Genomic DNA, 17,683 nt, shown 5'->3' with positions numbered 1-17,683 from the left:
GCCCGCGCTCATCGCCGGGCCGAAGGAGACGCCGGGCACCCTCAGACCGTGCGCGAGTCTGGAATCGCACCTGGGCCGAGGACCGCTCCGGCGAAGAGCGCGGTGCCTGGTCAAGGCGTGTGCACGCGGTCGACCTCGATGGTGAGGACAACGCGCTGCTGCGCACCGCCGCCGAAACCGGGGTAGGGCCGGCCGAGGTACTTCTCGGACAACTCGTCGATGTGCTCGCGAGCGCCGTCCGCGGTGATGTCCACGACACTGCCTCGCAGAGCCCAGTACCGCGAGGGAGCGGCGGGGTCGGCGATGCCGAGGGCGACCCGCTGGTCGCGGCGGACGTTGCGGGTCTTCTGGTGGGTGTCGACCGTGTTGACGAGCACGTGCACGCCGTCGGTGCCCGCCCAGGTCTGGGAGATCTGCGGCGATCCGTCCGGCATGAGCGTGGACACGAAGCAGATGGCCTTGGCGTTGAGCACGTCGATCAGGTCATCGGACAGAGCGGTCATGGGTGGTCCTTCACTTCGTCTGGTCGTTGTACAGGTGGTCGATGACCGTCTCGTCCGGCTGGTCGCCGGACAGGTCGGCGTGACGCAGGCCCGTCAGGGCGATCCGCAGGGCACGGCGCCACAGCTGCGGAGCGTGCTCGCGGGAGGCGTCCATGACGCTGCCCACCATCACGTGCACCGCGGCGAAGTCCGAGGGCGTCGCCCCGGCCGGCAGCTGTCCTGCCCGGACGGCGCGGTCGACGAGGTCGGCAACGAGTGGTGTCATCTGCTCGTGTGCCCGTTGCACCAGTTCGGTGGCCTGGTGGCGGCTTCGGAGCAACTCCCCCAGTCCGCGGCTCTGAGCCTCGATCTCGAGTTGTCGTTCGAGGAACCAGGTGAGCCCGGCCCACGCGTCGTCGTACCGCGAGGCCTGCACGGCGAGGTCGGTCACGGTGTCGATGTGCTCGCTGAACAGGGCGTTCAGCAGGTCCTGCCGGTCGGGGAAACGGCGGTACACCGTGCCCATACCGGTACCGGCGGCCCGTGCGATGTCCTCGTAGGAGACGTCCAGCCCTCGTGAGGCCATGAGTTCACCGGCGGTCCGAAGCACCAACTGGCGGTTGCGCTCGGCGTCGCGGCGCAGAGGAGGAGAGGCTTCCGTCACGCCCTCGACCGTAGTCAAGCGGAAGAGAAATTCCAAGTTGAAGAGTTCTTCCACTTCTGCCTACGATCGAGTCGTCCCTCCCCCGATCCACGGAGCACTCCAGTGTCCTTCACGCCTGCCCACGAAGCGGTGGAACCGTTCCCGATCTCCGTGCCCGAGGCCGATCTGGCGGACTTGCGGAACCGCCTGGCCGCGACCCGGTGGCCGGACCGCGAGACCGTTCCCGACGGCCGCCAGGGGCCGCAGCTGGACCGGATCCGGGACCTGTGCGAGCACTGGGCCACCGGGTACGACTGGCGGCGTGCCGAGCGGGACATCAACGGCCTCGGCTCGTTCCGCACCGCGCTCGACGGGATCGACATCCACTTCCTGCACGTCAGGTCCGCCGAGCCGCACGCGGTTCCACTGCTGCTGTGCCACGGCTGGCCGGGCTCGATCCTCGAGTTCCGCCGCCTCGCGGGCCCGTTGACCGATCCGGCCGCTCACGGCGGCGACGCCCGCGACGCGTTCCACGTGGTGATCCCCTCGATGCCGGGCTTCGGGTTCTCCGGCAAGCCGGACTCGACCGGCTGGAACACCGCGCGCATCGCCGACGCGTGGATCACCCTGATGCGACGCCTGGGCTACGGCGGCTTCTTCGCCCAGGGCGGCGACTGGGGCGCCGCCGTCGTGGAACAGATCACCCGCAAAGCGCCCGAGTCGTGCCTGGGCGCGCACTTCAACCTGCCGCTGGTGTTCCCCACCGCGCAGGAGGTGGACGAGGCGACAGCGGAAGAGCGCCAGATGATCGCTCGCGCTCAGCACTACCAGGACCGGCAGAGCGCGTACGCCCGTGAGCAGGCGACCCGGCCGCAGACCATCGGGTACTCGCTCGCGGACTCGCCGGCCGGGCTCGCCGCCTGGATCTACACGCTCTTCCAGGACGTCACCGACAGCGGTGGCGATCCCGAGGCCGTCCTGGACCGCGACGACATCCTCGACGACGTGATGCTCTACTGGCTGCCCAACGCCGCGGCGTCCTCCGCTCGGCTGTACTGGGAGGAGGACTTCGGCAGCGCCGCGCCTGCCGGGCAGCCGAACCCCGTCCCCGCCGGATTCAGCATCTTCCCCGGCGAGGCCGTGCAGGCCTCCCGGCGTTGGCTCGAACGCCGCTACGAGACGGTGCTGCACCACGCCCGGCTCGAACGCGGAGGTCACTTCGCCGCGCTCGAGCAGCCGGAGGTCCTCACCGAGGAGATCCGGAAGACCTTCCGATCACTGCGGGGTTCCCGGTCGTGAGGTGTCCACATTGGACATGATCGGCCTGCGCGTGCTCGGGCACCCTCCTTCGTGCGCCGGCCTCGCTCTCCCCCACGTTCAACCGATCGCAGCCATGTCGGCGATGTCGCGTTGCTGTCGGCGGAACTTGCCGGGCGCGGTGCCGAACTCCCGCTTGAAGGCGTTGGAGAAGGCGAACTCCGAGGCGTAGCCGACGGTGCGGGCGATCGTCGCCAGCGGCGCCTGGCCGTCCCTCAGCATCCGCGCACCGGTGCTCAGGCGCCACCACGTCAGGTAGGCCATCGGGGACTGCCCGACCAGGGACGTGAACCTGCGGGCGAAGGCGGTTTTGGACAGTCCGACCTCGGCGCCCAGTTCCTGCACCGTCCACGGGTGCGCGGGCGCACGGTGGATGTGCTGCAGCGCGGTGGCGACGACCGGGTCGGTGAGTGCGACGCACCAGCCCCCACGCGGGCCGTGCCGCGCGGCTTCCTCGTCGAGCCAGGCCCGCAGCAGGTAGACCAGCAGCAGGTCCATCAAGGCGGGAACCGCCGCCGCGGCACCAGGACGGTCCTCGATGAGGTCCGCACCGAGCAGGTCCACCGCGCTGCGCAGGGCGGAGTGGTCACCGAGCCTGGCCGGGAGGTGGACGACCTCGGGCAGCGTCCGCAGGAACGGGTGGGCCTGCCCGCGATCCAACCGGTAGGCGCCGCACAGCAGTTGCGCCTGGTCCGGTGCCGGCTCGTGGTCCGGCGGGCCGGTCTCCGGGGCCGCGGGCAGTTCGGCGATCGTCCTGTCGGGACTGTCGCTCATGCCGTGCACCGCGCCGTGCGGCAGGAACACCACGTCGCCCGCTCCGAGGGCGACCGGAGGGCCCGACGGGGGGATCAGCCAGCAGCCGCCCTCCAGGACGACGTGGAAGCCGGCTCCGGGGTACGGGCCGAACGCGTACCCCCACCGGCCGCTCAGCCGGGACCGGGTGAACTTCGCACGGCCGGCCCTGACCGTGGAGATCACGTCGCTGAAGACGTCCATGACATCATGCTACAGCTGACACGGTCCGATCGATTATGTGTGCGATCGATTCTCGCATTGGAAGGACCGATTCGGATCCCTAACGTTGCTGTCGACCAACCCATCGCAACTCGAGGAGACGCGCGGACATGACCGCATACGTCGTGATCGATCTGAACATCGCGGACCCGGCCGGCTTCCAGCAGTACGTGGACGGGGTGACGCCGTTGCTCGCGAAGGCCGGCGGCCGCAACGTGCTGACCGACGGCGACGCGCTGGTGCTGGAAGGCGACTGGACCCCGCCGACTCTCGTGATCCACGAGTTCGCCGACAAGGCCGCGGTCCAGGCGTTCTGGGACTCGCCGGAGTACCAGCCGTTCAAGGACCTGCGCCGCAGGTACTCCACCGTGCGGGTCGTCGTCGGCGAGACCACCTGATCCGGGACCACGCCGGTCACGCGGCGAGCGTGCTCAGCAGGACCAGCGCGTCGGCGGAACGGGAGCCCGGTTCGGCGGGCTGCGCGACCAGTCGCTGACCCGGCGCGCTGCTGATCGGGAAGATCTCCGTGCGTAGGTCCAGCTCGCCGATGTCGGGGTGGAAGAAGCAGGTTCCCGGGCGGAGCGGGCCGCGTGGCGCCGGTGCGGCCCAGAGCCCGCGGAACCGGGGACTGGCGATGGCGAGTTCGCCGACCAGCTCCCGCAGCCCGTGTTCGTCGGCGGCGTGGCCGTGCACGACCTGCCACAGGTCGTGCACGGCCACGCGGGCCGTGGCGGTCCAGTCGCGGAAGAACTCGAGTCCCGCGGGGTCGAGGAAGATCATGCGGTACAGGTTGTCCCGGTGGACGAAACGCGAGTGCAGTGCGCTCGCGAGGGCGTTGCGCGCCAGGACGTCACCGGACCGGCCGAGGACGTAGGCGGGCGCCGCGGTCCAGTCGTCGAGCAGGCCCAGCAGGTGCGGGCTGACGCGCTCGGGCCGGTCGCGGGACCGCCGGCGGGTGGCGGGACGCGCCAGCCGGTGCAGCTCGACGGCGGCGGTCTCGTCCAGGCGCAGCGCACGCTTCAGGCTCTCCACGGTCTGGTGGGTCGGGCGCTCGTGTCCCTGCTCCAGCCGGGCGTAGTGGCCCGCGCTCAGCCCGGCGAGCAGGGCGACCTCGTCCCGGCGCAGTCCGGGAACCCGACGGCGTCCCTCGGTGCTCAGCCCTGCCTGCTCGGGACGAACAAGAGCACGGTGCGTGCGCAGGAACGCGCCCAGCGCCGTGTTCCGCTCGTGACTCATGTGACCGAGGCTAGGACAGGAGCAGGGTGCTCAGCCTGGGTGCGTCTCACCCAGGCTGACCCCGGTTGACGAGCCGCCGCCGCACGGGTTGAGTCTGCCGTCATGACCGGCACACCTCTCGGCGACTTCCTCCGTGCCCGTCGTGAAGCCCTCACGCCTCACGACGTCGGACTGCCCGAGCACGGGCGCCGTCGCGTCAAGGGCCTGCGCCGTGAGGAGGTCGCGATCCTCGCGGGGGTGAGCAGCGACTACTACATGCGTCTGGAACAGGGCCGTGAGTCCAGCCCGTCGGCGCAGGTCGTGGAGGCGGTGGCACGGGCGCTCAAGCTCGACGCCGCGACCACCGAGCACCTCTGGCTGCTGGTGCGAGCGGCGGAGGCCAGGACGTGGCTCGGCAACGGCCGCCCGCCGGTCAGCGCGCAGCTGCGGCAGCTCATGGACAGCTGGTCCGACTCACCGGCGTTCGTCGTCGGACCCGCGCTGGACGTCCTGGCGGGCAACGCCATGGCCGACGCGCTGCACGCGGGCTTCACCCCGGCGGACAACCTGGCCCGCATGGTGTTCCTCGATCCGGCCGGGCGCGAGTTCTACCGGCAGTGGGATCGCGCGGCGCACTCCTGCGTCGCCGAGATCCGCGCCGCGTACGGACACGATCCCGGCAACGCGCGCATCGCCGAGGTCGTGGCCGCGTTGTCCGAGCGCAGTCCGGAGTTCGCCGAGCTGTGGGCCCGGCACGACGTCAAGCCGAAGACCCAGGAGAGCAAGCACCTGCACCACCCGCAGGTGGGCGACCTGGAGATCCAGTTCGCCACCTTCACCGTCAGCGGCGCTCCGCACCAGCAGCTGGTCGTCTACCAGGCCGAGCCCACCTCCCCGACCGCGGAGGCGTTCCGGCGGCTGCGCACCCACGCCGACGCCGCACTCGCCTCCCCCGCGACGGAGCTCCCGCTCGTCTAGATCTCGGCGCGGCGCCTTGGGTGGGTGCGTTTCTCCCAGGAAACCCGCGGCCTTCTTCCGGCTGTCCCGCGTGGACAAACTCGTTCCTGTCAGCAGCGGCAAACGCCCGCCGCACAGGCAGAACAGCCGGAAGGAACGAGATCCCCATGTCCACCTGGTTCATCACCGGAGCGTCCCGCGGCCTCGGAGCGGAGATCGCCCGCGCCGCTCTCCGCGGCGGCGACAACGTCGTGGTCGCCGTGCGCAACCCGGACCGCGTGCCGGAAGACCTGAAGACGGCGGCGAACGCGTTGGTCGTCGCGCTGGACGTCACCGACGCCCAGGCCCTCCCCGGCGCCGTGCAGACCGCCACGGACCGCTTCGGCGGCATCGACGTGCTGGTCAACAACGCGGGCCGCGGCCTGCTCGGCGCGCTGGAGGAGATCACCGACGCCGAGGCGCGGTCCCTGTTCGACCTCAACGTCTTCGGCCTGATCAACATGACCCGCGCGGTGCTGCCCGGCATGCGCCGGCAGGGTTCCGGCAAGGTCGTCCACATCGGCTCCCGGTCGGGTTTCGAGGGCGAACCGGGCGTGAGCCTGTACAGCGCCTCCAAGTTCGCCGTGGCCGGGATCAGCGAGGCCCTGTCGGCCGAGCTGGCACCGTTCGGCATCCAGTCCATGGTGGTCGAGCCGGGCGTGCTGCGCACCGACTTCCTCGACGCCAGCTCGCTGTCGCTCGCGGCCGAGCGCATCAGCGACTACGACGGCACGCCCGCGCACGTGACGCTGGACTGGGTCGGCACGGCCAACCACACCCAGCTCGGCGACCCGGTCAAGGGCGCTGCCCTGATCCACGAGGTGACCAGCGGCGACACGCTGCCCACCCACCTGTACCTCGGCCCCGACACGATCGACCGCCTGCAGGTGAAGCTCGCCCAGATCGAGCAGGACCTGGCGCCGTGGCGGGACAAGTCCGCCGCCACCGCCCACGAAGACGTCGTCGCCGCGGTCTGACCCCCCAACCACCCGTTTCCCAGAAGAGGACATCACCATGTCTGCTCTGCTCACCGACACCCCGCTGGCCAGCCGCGTGGCCGTCGTGTCGGGTGCCTCCAGCGGCATCGGCGCCGCCACCGCCACCCGCCTGGCCGAGCTCGGCGCGAAGGTCGCCGTGCTCGCCCGCCGCAAGGACAAGCTCGACGCCCTGGTCGAGTCGATCACCAGCACCGGCGGCACCGCGATCGCCGTCCCCGTCGACGTCACCGACCGGGAGGCCGTGCACGCCGCGGCCCGCCAGGTCGCCGACCAGCTCGGGACGGCCGACCTCGTCTTCAACAACGCCGGCGTGCAGCTCATCTCGCCGATCGCCGACCTGCGCCAGGACGAGTGGCAGCGCCAGATCGACCTGAACGTCACCGGGGTCATGAACGTCATCGGCGCGTTCGTGCCGCACCTCACCGCCACCGCGGAGGCGGGCAAGCCGGCCGACCTGATCACCACGTCCTCGATCGCGGCCACCCGGATCCTGGAGAAGTTCTCGGTCTACTCCGGCACCAAGGCCTACATCAGCCACCTGACCCGGCTGCTGCGCGTCGAGCTCGGGCGCAAGAACATCCGGGTCGCGACGATCGAGCCCGGCATGGTCGACACGGAGCTGCCCGACCACGTCACCGACCCGGACGCCAGCAAGCTGATGGCCGATCTCATCGACCAGATCGACGTGCTGCAGTCCTCGGACGTCGCCGAGACCGTGGCGTTCATGGCCTCCGTGCCGCGCCACGTCAACCTCACCGAGATCACGATCCTCCCGACCGCACAGGCGATCTAGCCGCATGCGGTGCGCGTTGCCGGTGACGGCGGGAGCGAGCTCGCCGTCACCGCCCGCGTCTCCACCAGAAGGGTTCCGACCATGACCACCGCCAGTCTCGACCGCCAGGGTTTCACCGAGTACCCGATCAGCGACGTCCACCGGTTGATCGAGCCCGGCCCTGTCGTCATGGTGTCCACTTTCGACGGACACCGCGCGAACCTGATGACCAACGGTTTCAACATGCCGATCGCCCACGGCGCGTTGATCGGGCTGATCGTCGGCCCGTGGGACCACAGCTTCGACGCACTGCGCTCGACCGGGGAGTGCGTCATCGCGATCCCGTCCATCGACCTCGCCGAGCGCGTGGTCGGCGTGGGCAACACCTCCGGCAGGGACACCGACAAGTGGCGGCGGTTCGGCCTCACCCCCTCCCCCGCCAGCGTGGTGCGAGCGCCACTGGTCGCGGAGTGCTTCGCCAACATCGAGTGCACCGTGGCCGACGACCGGCTCGTCGACGACTACCACCTGTGGATCCTGCGCGGGGAGCGGGCGTGGTTCGACGCCGCCAAGCGGGGAGCCGGCGAGTTCCACCACCGCGGCGACGGCACGTTCTCCGCCAACGCGTCCACTGTGGACCTGCGCGACCGCATGACCAAGTGGCACCACCTCACCCGCTGAACCCAGAAGGCAGGAACCACCATGTCCACCACGCTCGAACTGCTGCGCCGGCGCGACTCCGATCCGCGGCGCCGCGTCCTGTTCACCGGCGCCACCGTCGTCACCGCGGACCCCGGACTGGGCACCCTGACCAGAGGCGACGTGCTCGTCGAGGGCGACACGATCACCGCCGTCGCCGCCGAACTGCCCGTCACCGACGCGATCGTCGTCGACGCCACCGGCTCGATCATCGCCCCCGGCTTCGTCGACACCCACCGCCACGCCTGGGAGGCGCAACTGCGCCGCGTCATGCCCGACGTCAACGACCTCGGCGAGTACGTCATGTCCACCCTGGCCGGCATCGCCCCGGTCTACCAGCCCGACGACATGTACATCGGGACGAAACTGGCCGCGCTGACCGCCATCGACAGCGGCATCACCACCATGCTCGACTTCTCCCACAACTCCCGCACACCAGCCCACTCCGACGCCGCCGTCCAGGCCCTGATCGACACCGGCATCCGCGGCGTGCACGCCTCGATGCGCCCGCACTTCGGTGAGTGGGAAGGCCAGTGGCCGGCCGACCTCACGCGGTTGAAGAACACCTACTTCTCCGCCCGCGACAGCCTGGTCACCCTGCGCCTCGCCACGCTGGCCACCGACGAGATCGCCGGACCCGACCTCGCCTACGGCCCCCGCCTCGCCCTGATCGCGCGCGACCTCGACATCGGCGTCAGCGTCGACGCCGTCTTCGGCACCTCCTCCTCGGAAGCGATCCTCCGCTGGGCGGAGGAAGGCGTCCTCGGCCCGGACGTCTCCCTGATCCACTGCACCGGCCTCACCGGCGCGGCCTGGCAGGCCATGGCCGACACCGGCGCCGGCGTCTCCCTCGCACCCACCTCCGAAGCGCAGATCGGGCTCGAGACCGCGGTCCCCGCCATCGACGAGGCACTCGCCGCCGGCATCCGCCCCGGCCTGAGCATCGACGTCGAGGTCGCCCTGGCGAGCGACATGTTCACGCAGATGCGTGCCCTGCACGCGATCCAGCGCATGAGGGCCGTCAACGCCGCCTACGGCACCACCGCCACGCCGTCCCGGATCGGCGTCCGCGACGTCCTCGACTTCGCCACCCTGCACGGCGCCGAGAGCATCGGCCTCGGCGACGTCACCGGCTCCGTCACCCCGGGCAAACAGGCCGATCTGCTGCTCGTGAACGCCGAAGACCTCAACAACATGCCGCTCAACGACCCGATCGGCACCCTCGTCCTGGGCTCCGACCCCCGCAACATCCACGGCGTCTTCGTCGCGGGACGCGTCCGCAAGTGGGACGGCACCGTCCTGGACGTCGACGTGCCCGCGCTCAGGCAGGACGTCCGAGCCTCACGTGACCGCATCTTCACAGCCGCTCACCCGCGCTGAACACACCGCAGACCACCGTAGAAGGGCCAAGACCATGTTCGAGGACGCAACACGCACCCCGGCCACCGCACCGCACCCCCACGTCGGCATGTGGGTCACAGCCGACGGCCGCATCCGCCAGGAACTCCTGCCCACCGGTCGCTACGAGGAGGAGCGCGACGGCCGCGAACGCGCCTACACCGGCCGGTACACCGTCGACGGCGACCACATCGACTACTTCGACGACCTCGGGTTCACCGCGACAGGCGACGTCCGCGACGGAATCCTCTACCACGAACACCTCGTCCTGCACCGTGAACAGTGAGAGATCCGCAGCAGGTGACGGCCGCGATGGCGAGGTCACGACGCGAGCGATCTCCTCATGCCCGTCGGGCAGGAAAAGGCCACCCCGCCCCGCTGATCAGGCTCGTAACTGAGACTGGCCGTCAGATCCCTTCCCTCCTCAGGCCGCATCACCGGCTACGCAGCGAGTGCCAAGTCGTCGCCACGCAACCGAAGCCGACGAGTTGAGAGGAATCGACGCCGGTCGGTGCCCAGGATGGTCGGCGAGCACACCGACGAGCAGCCACGTGCACAGCTCGGCCACGCCGGTCGCCAGGCCCGGTGACCCGGTCGCCGCGGCGCGGAGTGCGATCACCGCTCCGCGGGTGGGCAGGTGGCCGGCGAGGGAGGCCAGTCGCCCTGCCCTGCCGAGAATGGCGGTGGCGGCTTGGTTGAGTGCGACGAACGTACCGGCCATCAGAAGTGCCACCAGGACGATGGTGCCGCCGAGACCCAGGTTCAGTGCTGGTGCGGCGATCGCGGTGATGGCGAGCGCCGCTAGTGCGGCTGCGGCTGCGGCTGCGGCTGCGGTTGCGGTTGCGGCTGCGGCTGCGGTTGCGCCGGGTGTGGCGGCGCGGACGATGATGCGCCAGGTCGGTTCACGAGCGGTGAGCACGGCTCCGGGGACCGCCTGGATTACCAGGTAGGTGGCCAGGGCGAGTGCCCACCACGCCAGCACGACGAACAGCGGGCTGCCGAAGGTGCCGATCGGTGTGCGGTCGACGGTGGCCGTGGTGAGGTCCGCCGCCACGGTCTTGAGGTGGGCACGTTCCTCTTCGGTGTAGGTGGGGACTTGGTTTCGGCCCTTGTCGAGTTCGGTGGCGAGTTGCCGGGCTCCCTCGTCGACCTTGATCGCACCGTCGCGCAGCTGGGCTGCTCCCCCTGCGAGCTGAGCCGATCCGGATGCCAGTTGCCGGACGCCTGTGTTGGCTTGGTGGACGCCGGTGTCGAGTTGCCGCGCTCGGCGGCTGCGTCGGCGATGCCCTTGGCCAGGGCACTTGAGCGGTCGGCGAGCTGGGCGTTGCCGTTGGCGACCTGTCGTGCGCCGGTCGCGAGCGCCTGCACGGAATCCCTGGTGCGGACTGCGGCGGCGCGCACGTGCGCCTTGGCTCCGTCGGTCTTCTCCGCGTCCGCGGCGAACTTCTCCGCAGCAGAGGTGAGTTCGCGACGGAACTCCAGTGTGCCGGTGCATTGTCTTGCCAGGCGGCGGAATTCGGCTGCGGCGGCGGTTGCCGAGGGCAGTGCGTCGATGGCCGCGATGATCCGGTTCGCCAGTGGCACATCGGTTGCTGCGAGCTGTTCGTTGCCCTGGGCGACCTGGTTCGCGCCGTCGGCGAGCTGCCGGGTGAGTGCGGGGAGCTGGGCCGTGTCCCGTTCGGCCTGGGTGAGGCGCGCCGCGAGCTGGGAGGACCCAGCCGCGAGTGGGGAGGTGCCGGCGGCGAGTGGGGAGGTGCCGGCGGCGAGCGACCCCCAGCGCGTTCAGTCCTGACACCACCTCGCGGAACTGATCACCATGAAACGCCCGCTCGTACTCCCCCACCACGACCGAGCCGAACTCGCGACCAAGGTCTGCGGCGGCGGCCAGCAACGCCCCGGCTTCCGGACGGTCCAGTCACCACGCTGCCACGCACGAGACGTCTGCACGTCCTGGAAAGTGCTCGTCGACATCCGGCCGTAGAACGCAAAGCGCGCGCCAGAGTCCTCGACCGATGCAGCCAGAGCAGGTCGGCATTCGTCAGCGCGGTCACAGTCAGCTCCCCCGGTAAGAACCGAGACCCCGGCACCGAAGGCATCGTGACGAAGGCGCGCCCATTCCACCCGAACAGCGAAGACCCGTGTCGGCTTCAGGACCGGGGCACTCGGTCGGACGGGCTGCCGGAACCGCGCGGCGGACCGGAAGCCGCGTCAGGGTCGAGGAGCATGTCGCACTTCGAAGATCGCCTGAAGAACGCATGTCGGCATCGATGCGCAGGTCCTGGAGCCGCAGCCGAGTGTCTGGAGCCGGTGCCTGGTTAGGCGGGTTTTCCAGGGGTAGTTCGGGGAGGACGCCCCCTGGTTCGGGCGATGTGGTGGATGTGACCGCGTTCGAGAAGGCCATCTCCACCGTCGCGTGCGATGGCAGGTCACCGACGGCGTTCGTCGGATGACAGTGCCTGTGGATCACCGTGCGGGCCACCTGGCCAGGGCGAGCTGCTCCGTGCCTGTGGTGCGGGGATCACGCGAAGGAGGATCCATGGAACTCACGGCTACGACCACGATTCGCAAACCCGTGTCGGAGGTGTTCGCGTTCTGGCGTGAACTGGAGAACCTGCCGACGTTCATGGCGCATCTCGACGAGGTCCGTGCCACCGGTGACCGGACGAGCCACTGGGTGGCCAGTGCGCCGTTCGGTGCGAACGTCGAGTGGGACGCGGAGATCGTCGAGGTGGTGCTCGCCGAGAAGATCGCGTGGCGGTCGACCGGTAAGGCGGACGTGCCCAACGCCGGTGTGGTCCGGTTCGTGCTCGCCCCGGACGGTGTGAGCACGGAGGTGCACGTCGGGCTCGTGTACGACATCCCGGGCGGCGCGATCGGCAAGGTGGTCGCCAAGTACTTCGGCGAGGAACCGCACCAGCAGCTCGATGACGACCTTCGCCGGTTCAAGCAGGTGATGGAGACCGGTGAGGTCGTGCGCTCCGACGGGGCTCCGTGGGGCAAGCGGGCGCGCAAGGAGTTCCCGCAGCGTCCCGCCCAGCCGTTGTCGGACGCCGAACTGGAGAAGGGACCGGACGCATGAGGGCGAACACCTGGGCCGGGCGCAACAAGGTCGAGGTCCGCGACGTGCCGGACCCGAAGATCCTCAACGGCCGTGATGCGATCGTGCGGATCACCTCCACGGCGATCTGCGGCTCGGACCTGCACCTGGTCGACGGGTACGTGCCCACCATGCAGGACGGCGACGTCCTGGGGCACGAGTTCATGGGCGAGGTGGTCGAGGTCGGCGCGGGCGTCGATGCTTCCCGGCTGCGCGTCGGGGACCGGGTCGTCGTGCCGTTCCCCATCGCCTGCGGGGCGTGTGGGGCGTGTGCCGCCGAGCTGTACTCGTGTTGTGAGAACTCCAACCCGAACGCCGGGATCGCGGAGAAGATGTTCGGGCACCCGGTCGCGGGGATCTTCGGCTACTCGCATCTGACCGGGGGCTTCGCGGGCGGGCAGGCGCAGTACGCGCGCGTGCCGTTCGCCGACGTCGGGCCGTTGAAGATCGAGTCGGACCTGACCGACGAGCAAGTGCTGTTCCTCTCCGACATCCTGCCCACGGGCTACATGGGTGCCGAGATGTGCGACATCCAGCCCAGCGACGTGGTGGCGGTCTGGGGTGCGGGTCCGGTGGGCCAGTTCGCCATGGACAGCGCCAGGGTTCTCGGCGCCGCGAAGGTCATCGCCATCGACAAGGAGCCCTACCGGCTGCGGATGGCGGAGCAGGCGGGCCACACACCGGTGAACTTCGAGGAGGTCGACGTGCGGTCCCGGCTGCTGGAGCTGAGCGGTGGGCGCGGGCCGGACAAGTGCATCGACGCGGTCGGCCTGGAAGCCACGCACGGCAGCGCGCACGTCGCCGCCTACGACCGGATCAAGCAGGCCGTGCGGTCCGAGTCCGACCGTCCGCACGTGCTGCGCCAAGCCATCATGTCGTGCCGCAGCGGCGGTGTGGTCTCGGTGATCGGCGTGTACGGCGGACTGATCGACAAGTTCCCCGCCGGCGCGTGGATGAACCGGTCGCTGACCCTGCGGACAGGACAGTGCCACGTGCGGCGTTACATGGTGCCGCTGCTGGAGCGCATCGAGCGCGGGGAGATCGATCCCACCAGGATCATCACCCACACCCTCCCGCTGGAGGAGGCGGAACGCGGCTTCGAGATGTTCAAGAACAAGCAGGACGACTGCGAGAAGGTCGTCCTCAAGCCCTGAGGCCCCAGGCGGGTCCGGCCACCGAGGCGAGCAGCTCGGTGGCCGGACCCGGCGTCACTCGCGCAGCATGTCCAGCACCGCCAGGGACCGCTTCACCGCGGTGTTCCCGCTGACCAGGCAGAGTTTCGACCCCATCTGGTTCGCGTGTCGCTCGGCCCGCACGAGCGCTCTCAGGCCCGCGGTGCCGAGGAACGTGACCTCGCTCAGGTCGACGACGATCGTCCCGTGTGTCAGATCCAGATGCGGTTCGATCGCGTGGACCAGCAGGTCCACAGTGGACGCATCGATCTCCCCGCTCAGATGGATCACTCGGACTCTGGTCGCACTCGCGACGGAAACCGCCATTGCTCACCTCCGGCAGATCTTCGAGGTGAGGACGGTGCCGCACCGCACGCGTGCGACGCTTCGGTCCACGAGGTGGAAATCCCCGGCGGGCCGTGGACCTGCCGGGTCACGCCTGGAGCTTCTCGCGGCGCTCCTGCTGGCGGTGGCCGTACGCGGCGTTGCGCACCGCCTCGTCGCTCTCCAGCCGCGCACCGAGCGCACCGGCCACGGTCGCGACCGACGCCGCGAGCCACGCCATGCCGAGGTAGTCGCGCACTGCAGGCGAATGGCCGATCTCCTGTGCCAGCACGGACGGTTCGAGCACGAGCACGGCCGACGCGAGCACCACCACGAACAACGCCAGGTACAGCGTGGATATCCCCAGCACCAGCGTGACCACAGTGGTCAGGTTGTACAGCCGCGCCCTCTCCCGCCCGATCGCGTCGGACGGGCGCTCCCACAGCTCGTGGGTGACGATCAGCCATACCACCATGGCCGCGATCGACAACAGCGTCGCCGCCACCAGCCTGACCACGCTCGAGTGGGTACCCAGCATCCACATGGTCGAGCTGATCAAGGTGTACGCACCCGTTCCCAGCGCCGCGACGAGCACGCTGGACAGGCCCATCGCGAGCCGCCACGGCCGGTTCGCCCTGACCATGCCCGCGAACAGCCTCAGCCGGCCGCGAAAACCCGGGGCCACGAACCGCACACCGATGTCGTCGCTGGGCGAGTCGACCCGGTGGGCCAGCCGTTCCATCGGGACCTGACGATCCCGCAGCTCAGCCACGAGGGCGCTGACCACGTCACCGGTCTTGCGGCGCAGACCCCAGCCGCCCAGCGCCGGAAGTGACGCCACGGCCAGCCCGTCGTCGGCGCTCGCGTCGGCGACGACCGGGTCGGTGCCGTCTCTGCGCGGAAGGTCCGTCAGGCACACCCACAGGTCACAACGTTCCTCCACGACCTGATCTCGCACCGCTTGCACGACGTGCCGCACGGTGCCGTGCTCGTCGGCGGCGAACTGGTCGCACACGGGCACCACCCGCCACTCCACGTCACCGTCCACATCGCGGCTCAGCCGCCGCGGCAGTTCTTCAGCGAGATCCTCGACGATGTCGGTGGCCAGCCCGGGATCAGCGAGCAGGCCGAGCACTACGGTTCTCTGCATGCGCCGCCGAGTACCCCGCGAGAACTCGGATAGTCGGGAACCCGGAGAGGAACGGGCCGCGGGCTAGTGGTGGTACGGGTTGTCGAGGAGCACGCCGGTCATCCAGATTTGAGGATGGGCCTTCACCATCGGGACGATCACGTCACCGTCGAACACGTCGAGGTCGTAGAAGCACAACGCGTACACCGGACGCCTGCTCGCCCACAGGCCCGAGTTCATCTCGTACCGGAACAGCGTGTCGAGCTGTTCCGGGCTGCGCGGCGACCTTCCCGCCCAGCGCATGTCCCCCGCGACCCGGCACGGTGTTCCCTCCCGTTGCGTCCACTCGTCCAGCTCCGCCAGGACCGCATCGCCGTCGAACACGTCGTCGCGCTGGTAGCGGACGTCCGGTTCCCGCACCCGCAGCCGCGGCTGCGGACCCCCGAGTCGCTGCTCGACGTCGTCCGCCTCCCCCGCGACGCCGATGTACTGGCACGCCTCGCCGCGGCGAAGTCCGTCGGACAGGAACGGGATCAGCAGCTCGTCCCGTTCCTCGCGGCCGTGGTGGAACACGCACAGGTGTGAGTGCACCTGGAGCGTCCCGCCGTCGAACATCGCGTTCGTCACCGGCCCCCCAGCTGCTGCCCCTGCACCACCTGCCACGCCCGAGTCGCGACGTGGACGTTCAGCCGGGTCTCCACGTCACCGAGGTCGAACCCGGTGATCTCCTTCATCCTGCCCAGCCGGTACCGCAACGTGCTGCGGTGGATCATCAGCTCGGCCGCGGTCCGGTCGTAGTTGCCGCCGCACTCCAGGAACTGCGACAGCGTGCGGACCATGTCCGCGCCCCGCCTGGTGTCGTAGTCGATCAGGCCGCCCAGCCACTCCCACACGAACGACGTGATCTCCGCACGGCTCTCCCCCGTGTCGAGGATCCGGTAGAGGCCGAGCTGCTCGAACGACGCCACACCGCTGGGACTGCGCGACGACCGCCGGATGCGCAACGCGCGTGAGGCCTCCTTGAACGACTGCGGCAGTCCGTCCGGCGCGGCACAGGCGCGACCGATGGCGACCACGCCCGTACCGTCGCCCAGTTCCTGCACCAGTGACAGGAACAGCGCCGCACCGTCCGGCTGGCCGCGCGCGATCACAACGCCGACGCCGGAACGCCGTGAGCACAAAGCCTTCCATCCGAGCTCGGTGATCGCATGGGACAACGCCTGCGACAGCGCTCCATCGGTCTGGCCGCCGCTCCACTGCACCATCACCACGTGGTGCGCACCGTGCAGGTCGTGACCCAGCGCGCCGGCTCGTGCGTAGGCGCTGTCGTTGTCCGTGCCGGTCACCAGGTCGTCCACGAGTTCGCGGTGCAGCCGCAGTTCCACCTCGGCGAGGCTGCGCTGGTGGGCCAGCTCCGACGCGAGCACGACCGTGCCGTACTCCAGCGTGAAGGTCTCGTACTCCCGCGAGGTCCTCGCCGGATCGATCAGGGCGACCACGCCCAGCACCTCGTGGTGCGGCTTGACGAGCGAGACCAGCCGGTCCCGTTCTCGCAGCGGGGAGGTCAGGCGGGCGGCGCGGCGAAGCAGGTCCTCCCTGCGCCGCGCGGACAGTTTCGGATAGGGGTCGGGACGGCCCGGCCCCGCCCACGCGCGCAGGTTGCCGAACTGGTCCTCGATGGCCACGGGCAACGTGGTGAGCTCGTTGAGCGCGTCGGCGATTCCCTGTTCGCCGGCGCCGCTGGCAGTCACCCGGGTCAGCACCTCGTGCACTCGTTGTTGTTGCCGCAGCTTGGTCACCGTCGCGGTCAGCCGCGCGTTCACCTCGGACCGTTCGTCGTTGGACCGGCGCAGCCTGTCGGCGTACGCGTCCTCGTCGCGGTGCAGGGTCGCGTTCGCGAGCGCGGCGGTGGTCTGCTGCCCGAGCACCTTGAGCAGGAACATCTCGTCGACCGTCGGTTCCGACCGCGCCACCACGACCAGGCAGCCGGCCAGACCGCTCGTCCCTCTCAACGGGAACGCCCAGCGCCATGTGCCGTCGGCGAGCACCACGCCGGAACCAGGGGCGTCGAGTTCGGACACGAACGGTCTGGGTTCCGGATCGGTGGCCCCTCCCGCAGGTTGCCGCTCGAGGCTGCCGTTGGTCATGAGGTAGGTCGCCACGACCGTGCACGGCCCCAGTGACGGCACCGAAGTCGCCGCGAGGGCAAGGATCTCCCGAGGATCCCTGCCGCTGAACATCTTCATCGACAGGACGAACAGGGCGTAGAGAGTGGACAGTTGGGCGCGAGCCCGACCATCCAGTTCTCCTGTTCCCGCAGCCATGCCTCCCCCGCGCAGTCGCTCGTCTGCCACCCAGCCTAGTGCTGCCGTGTCCAGCGCGCAGGACGCGTTTCGCCCTCGCAGGGCGACGCGCCGCACGGATGCC

General features: G+C 70.0%; 19 protein-coding genes and 1 pseudogene. 10 read left to right on the top strand and 10 right to left on the bottom strand.

Annotated features, from left to right (window positions below; genetic code table 11):
• Positions 1–110 precede the first annotated feature (110 nt).
• A complete protein-coding gene (locus tag ACWF7A_RS04285) occupies positions 111–503 on the bottom strand; it encodes a TIGR03618 family F420-dependent PPOX class oxidoreductase (protein ID WP_452248977.1) in 393 nt (130 codons plus the stop codon).
• A gap of 10 nt (positions 504–513) precedes the next feature.
• The gene (locus tag ACWF7A_RS04280; protein ID WP_452248976.1) at positions 514–1,146 is read right to left on the bottom strand and encodes a TetR/AcrR family transcriptional regulator; all 633 of its coding nucleotides are present in this window, start codon (positions 1,144–1,146) and stop codon (positions 514–516) included.
• A gap of 102 nt (positions 1,147–1,248) precedes the next feature.
• On the opposite strand from ACWF7A_RS04280, the gene ACWF7A_RS04275 reads away from it, so the two are divergent.
• The gene (locus tag ACWF7A_RS04275) at positions 1,249–2,424 is read left to right on the top strand and encodes an epoxide hydrolase family protein (RefSeq protein ID WP_452248975.1); all 1,176 of its coding nucleotides are present in this window, start codon (positions 1,249–1,251) and stop codon (positions 2,422–2,424) included.
• 78 nt (positions 2,425–2,502) lie between these two features.
• Here ACWF7A_RS04275 and ACWF7A_RS04270 read toward each other — a convergent pair whose 3' ends face one another.
• Positions 2,503–3,438, bottom strand: a complete 936-nt coding sequence (locus ACWF7A_RS04270) for an AraC family transcriptional regulator (protein ID WP_452248974.1) — start codon at positions 3,436–3,438, stop codon at positions 2,503–2,505.
• Positions 3,439–3,566: 128 nt separating this feature from the next.
• Here ACWF7A_RS04270 and ACWF7A_RS04265 point away from each other — a divergent pair, with 128 nt between their 5' ends.
• Positions 3,567–3,854 carry a DUF1330 domain-containing protein gene (locus ACWF7A_RS04265; RefSeq protein WP_452248973.1) on the top strand — a complete coding sequence of 96 codons (288 nt, stop codon included), beginning with the start codon at positions 3,567–3,569 and terminating at the stop codon, positions 3,852–3,854.
• Positions 3,855–3,870: 16 nt separating this feature from the next.
• Here the strand turns inward: ACWF7A_RS04265 and ACWF7A_RS04260 are convergent, their stop codons facing one another.
• Positions 3,871–4,692 (bottom strand): helix-turn-helix domain-containing protein, encoded by an 822-nt coding sequence (locus ACWF7A_RS04260; RefSeq protein ID WP_452248972.1) that lies wholly within the window; start codon positions 4,690–4,692, stop codon positions 3,871–3,873.
• A 102-nt stretch (positions 4,693–4,794) separates the two neighbouring features.
• On the opposite strand from ACWF7A_RS04260, the gene ACWF7A_RS04255 reads away from it, so the two are divergent.
• From ACWF7A_RS04255 to ACWF7A_RS04230, 6 genes are all read left to right on the top strand, one after another.
• Positions 4,795–5,649, top strand: coding sequence for a helix-turn-helix transcriptional regulator (locus ACWF7A_RS04255; protein WP_452248971.1), 855 nt, complete (start codon positions 4,795–4,797; stop codon positions 5,647–5,649).
• A gap of 146 nt (positions 5,650–5,795) precedes the next feature.
• The gene (locus ACWF7A_RS04250) at positions 5,796–6,644 is read left to right on the top strand and encodes an SDR family NAD(P)-dependent oxidoreductase (RefSeq protein ID WP_452248970.1); all 849 of its coding nucleotides are present in this window, start codon (positions 5,796–5,798) and stop codon (positions 6,642–6,644) included.
• Between the two features lie 37 nt (positions 6,645–6,681).
• Entirely contained in the window at positions 6,682–7,458 is a 777-nt protein-coding gene (locus tag ACWF7A_RS04245; protein WP_452248969.1) for an SDR family oxidoreductase, read from the top strand.
• An 81-nt stretch (positions 7,459–7,539) separates the two neighbouring features.
• On the top strand, positions 7,540–8,118 hold the full coding sequence (locus ACWF7A_RS04240; protein ID WP_452248968.1) for a flavin reductase family protein: 579 nt from the start codon (positions 7,540–7,542) through the stop codon (positions 8,116–8,118).
• 21 nt (positions 8,119–8,139) lie between these two features.
• A complete protein-coding gene (locus ACWF7A_RS04235) occupies positions 8,140–9,516 on the top strand; it encodes an amidohydrolase family protein (protein ID WP_452248967.1) in 1,377 nt (458 codons plus the stop codon).
• A gap of 34 nt (positions 9,517–9,550) precedes the next feature.
• Complete coding sequence (locus tag ACWF7A_RS04230) at positions 9,551–9,820, top strand: Atu4866 domain-containing protein (protein ID WP_452248966.1); 270 nt, start codon at positions 9,551–9,553, stop codon at positions 9,818–9,820.
• Positions 9,821–9,958: 138 nt separating this feature from the next.
• Here ACWF7A_RS04230 and ACWF7A_RS04225 read toward each other — a convergent pair whose 3' ends face one another.
• Both ACWF7A_RS04225 and ACWF7A_RS04220 read right to left on the bottom strand, forming a co-directional pair.
• Positions 9,959–10,588, bottom strand: a complete 630-nt coding sequence (locus ACWF7A_RS04225; RefSeq protein WP_452249570.1) for a hypothetical protein — start codon at positions 10,586–10,588, stop codon at positions 9,959–9,961.
• 102 nt (positions 10,589–10,690) lie between these two features.
• Positions 10,691–11,029: pseudogene (locus ACWF7A_RS04220) on the bottom strand (hypothetical protein); the annotation flags it as partial.
• A gap of 1,041 nt (positions 11,030–12,070) precedes the next feature.
• Between ACWF7A_RS04220 and ACWF7A_RS04215 the strand changes: the two are divergent.
• Positions 12,071–12,613, top strand: coding sequence for an SRPBCC family protein (locus tag ACWF7A_RS04215; RefSeq protein WP_452248965.1), 543 nt, complete (start codon positions 12,071–12,073; stop codon positions 12,611–12,613).
• Entirely contained in the window at positions 12,610–13,785 is a 1,176-nt protein-coding gene (locus tag ACWF7A_RS04210; protein WP_452248964.1) for a zinc-dependent alcohol dehydrogenase, read from the top strand. The genes ACWF7A_RS04215 and ACWF7A_RS04210 overlap by 4 nt, the downstream gene beginning before the upstream one ends.
• Positions 13,786–13,839: 54 nt before the next feature.
• Here ACWF7A_RS04210 and ACWF7A_RS04205 read toward each other — a convergent pair whose 3' ends face one another.
• The 4 genes from ACWF7A_RS04205 to ACWF7A_RS04190 all read right to left on the bottom strand — a co-directional run bounded on the left by ACWF7A_RS04205 (position 13,840) and on the right by ACWF7A_RS04190 (position 17,580).
• On the bottom strand, positions 13,840–14,130 hold the full coding sequence (locus ACWF7A_RS04205; protein ID WP_452248963.1) for an STAS domain-containing protein: 291 nt from the start codon (positions 14,128–14,130) through the stop codon (positions 13,840–13,842).
• Positions 14,131–14,236: 106 nt separating this feature from the next.
• The gene (locus tag ACWF7A_RS04200; RefSeq protein WP_452248962.1) at positions 14,237–15,277 is read right to left on the bottom strand and encodes a hypothetical protein; all 1,041 of its coding nucleotides are present in this window, start codon (positions 15,275–15,277) and stop codon (positions 14,237–14,239) included.
• Between the two features lie 63 nt (positions 15,278–15,340).
• Complete coding sequence (locus ACWF7A_RS04195; protein WP_452248961.1) at positions 15,341–15,883, bottom strand: MEDS domain-containing protein; 543 nt, start codon at positions 15,881–15,883, stop codon at positions 15,341–15,343.
• Positions 15,880–17,580: a PucR family transcriptional regulator gene (locus tag ACWF7A_RS04190; RefSeq protein ID WP_452248960.1), complete on the bottom strand. Its 1,701-nt coding sequence runs from the start codon at positions 17,578–17,580 to the stop codon at positions 15,880–15,882. The genes ACWF7A_RS04195 and ACWF7A_RS04190 overlap by 4 nt, the downstream gene beginning before the upstream one ends.
• Positions 17,581–17,683: the final 103 nt, after the last annotated feature.

Source organism: Lentzea sp. NPDC055074 (assembly GCF_053608005.1).
This window is presented reverse-complemented; position numbering and strand designations above follow the sequence as displayed.